This is a genomic window from Pseudorhodoplanes sp., assembly GCF_035565795.1.
Lineage (GTDB): Bacteria > Pseudomonadota > Alphaproteobacteria > Rhizobiales > Xanthobacteraceae > Pseudorhodoplanes.
The window spans coordinates 1-2,133 of record NZ_DATMRV010000162.1; the positions used below are offsets into that span (position 1 = coordinate 1).

2 protein-coding genes are annotated in these 2,133 nt (G+C 64.0%); both read left to right on the forward strand.

Annotated elements, in window-relative coordinates; genetic code table 11:
- Positions 1-978, forward strand: a 978-nt coding sequence (locus VNZ93_RS14765) for an ABC transporter ATP-binding protein (RefSeq protein ID WP_325706430.1), incomplete at its 5' end; no start/stop codon positions are given.
- Positions 979-1,047: 69 nt separating this feature from the next.
- Positions 1,048-1,779, forward strand: coding sequence for a substrate-binding periplasmic protein (locus VNZ93_RS14770; protein ID WP_325706433.1), 732 nt, complete (start codon positions 1,048-1,050; stop codon positions 1,777-1,779).
- The last annotated feature ends 354 nt before the right edge of the window (positions 1,780-2,133 follow it).

Consider the following 2,133-nt stretch of genomic DNA (forward strand, 5'->3'; position numbering starts at 1 on the left):
TGGACGCAGGGCAAGGTGCAGGTCGGCACGGTCGCCATGGCGCTGCCGCTTGCGTGGCAGATCGTGAACATGGCCGGCTGGGTCGCCTACCAGATCACAGACATCTTCGAGAATATCGGCGTGGTGCAGGAAGGCATGCGCGCGATCGCACGGCCGCTTGGCCTCGCCGACAAGCCGGATGCAACGGAACTGACGGTGACGCGCGGCGAGATTGACTTTCAGGATATCCGCTTCGGATATGGCAGCGAGAAGGGCCTGATCGAAAACCTCTCCCTGTCGGTGAAGCCGGGCGAGAAGATCGGCCTCGTCGGGCGCTCCGGCGCGGGCAAGTCCACGCTCGTCAACCTGCTGCTCCGCTTCTTCGAACTGGAGAACGGGCGCATCCTGATCGACGGTCAGGACATCGCGCAGGTGACACAGGAATCCCTGCGCACGCAGATATCCGTGGTGACGCAGGATACCTCGCTGCTGCACCGCTCGATCCGCGACAATATCCGCTACGGCCGGCCTTCGGCGACCGACGACGAAGTTGTCGCCGCGGCAAAACTGGCGCAGGCGCATGACTTCATCTTCGGGCTCGAAGACTGGCGGCACCGGCGCGGCTATGACGCGCAGGTCGGAGAACGCGGTGTGAAGCTGTCGGGCGGACAACGCCAGCGCGTCGCGATCGCACGCGTGATCCTGAAGAACGCACCGATCCTTGTGCTTGATGAAGCGACCTCCGCGCTCGACTCGGAAGTGGAAGCGGCGATCCAGTCCAGCCTCGACGAACTGATGAAAGGCAAGACCGTAATCGCCATTGCGCACCGGCTGTCGACCATCGCGCGCATGGACCGCCTGGTGATCCTCGACAAGGGCCGCATCGTGGAACAGGGCACGCATGACGAATTACTGGCGGCTGACGGGCATTATGCCGCGCTCTGGCGCCGGCAGTCCGGCGGCTTCATCGACGCGCCCGATCTCGCCGCGGCGGAGTAGGTTGCGTGCACGGCATATCTTCGCGCGAGCGGAGCGTGCTAGCCTTGCCGCCTCATCGTTGAGGGGCACATGCGCATTCTTCTTCCGGCACTTCTGGCTTCCCTGGCGTCGTTCGCGCCATTCACCGCTCAGGCGCAGACCGTGCGCGTCGCGCATGACCAGCGTTTTCCGCCCTTCGCGGAAGTGAAGGACGGAAAGTCGGACGGTCTTGCGGTCGATATCCTCAATGCGGCTGCACAGCGCGCCGGGCTCACCATCGTCTATGTGCCAGTGCCGTTCGCGGAGATCCAGAAAACTCTGGAGGACGGCCGCGCCGATGCTGTCTTCCCGATCGCCATCAATCCCGAGCGGAGGCAGAGCTTTGACTTCACCGCACCGCTCGTGATCACCGGCGGCGCGCTGTTCGTGCGTGCACCGCAGCCGACGCCGGACAGCCTGAAAGCCCTCGCCGGAAAGACGGTGGTGACGCCGAAGACCGGTCCTCTCGCAGGCTTCATTGGAAAGACCGCGCCCGAGGTGAAGCTCGTCGTGAATGCGGATTACGACCAGAGCTTCGCACAATTGCTGGCCGGAGAAGCCGACGCCGCGGCGCTCAACTTCCAGGTCGGCCGCAAGCTCGCGTCGACCTTGCATGCAGGCAAGGTCACCCTGCCGGAGAGGCTGTTCCTCGAATTGCCGCTCGCGCTCGCCGTCCGGAAGGGGCAATCCGCAGACCTGATTGCGAAACTGGACCAGGCCATCGCGGCTATCCGCGCCGATGGCACCTGGCAGCGGATCGACCAGCGCTGGGCCAGCCAATAATCGGCGCTCCTCCTCCCCGATTTTGCACGAAAATCGTGCCGTTATCCGACATGATCGGCCCGAATGGCTCGCATGAGCGGGGGCACGGCGGGTTGCGATACCCTCTGCGATTGCGCATATAAGGGCGGTCCGGGTCGCGCCTCGATCGCGTCGGACCATCTGCACAAGTCGAACCTGAGCGCTGCCGCCAGCACTGCATTCCTGTTTCGGAACGCAGTCACCCGCGGGTGCTCCAACAAGGAGAACAACAATGGCGCGCAAGCCGACGAAGCGGACCGAATTCGTGCTGTTCGACGTTATCTACGAAGACGGCAGCCAGCGCTCGAACCGTCGTGTCCCCGCCGAAGAATTGGG

Coding starts and splice junctions, on each gene's coding strand:
- VNZ93_RS14770 (WP_325706433.1), top strand. CDS start 1,048: ATGCGCATTCTTCTTCCGGCACTTCTGGCTTCCCTGGCGTCGTTCGCG.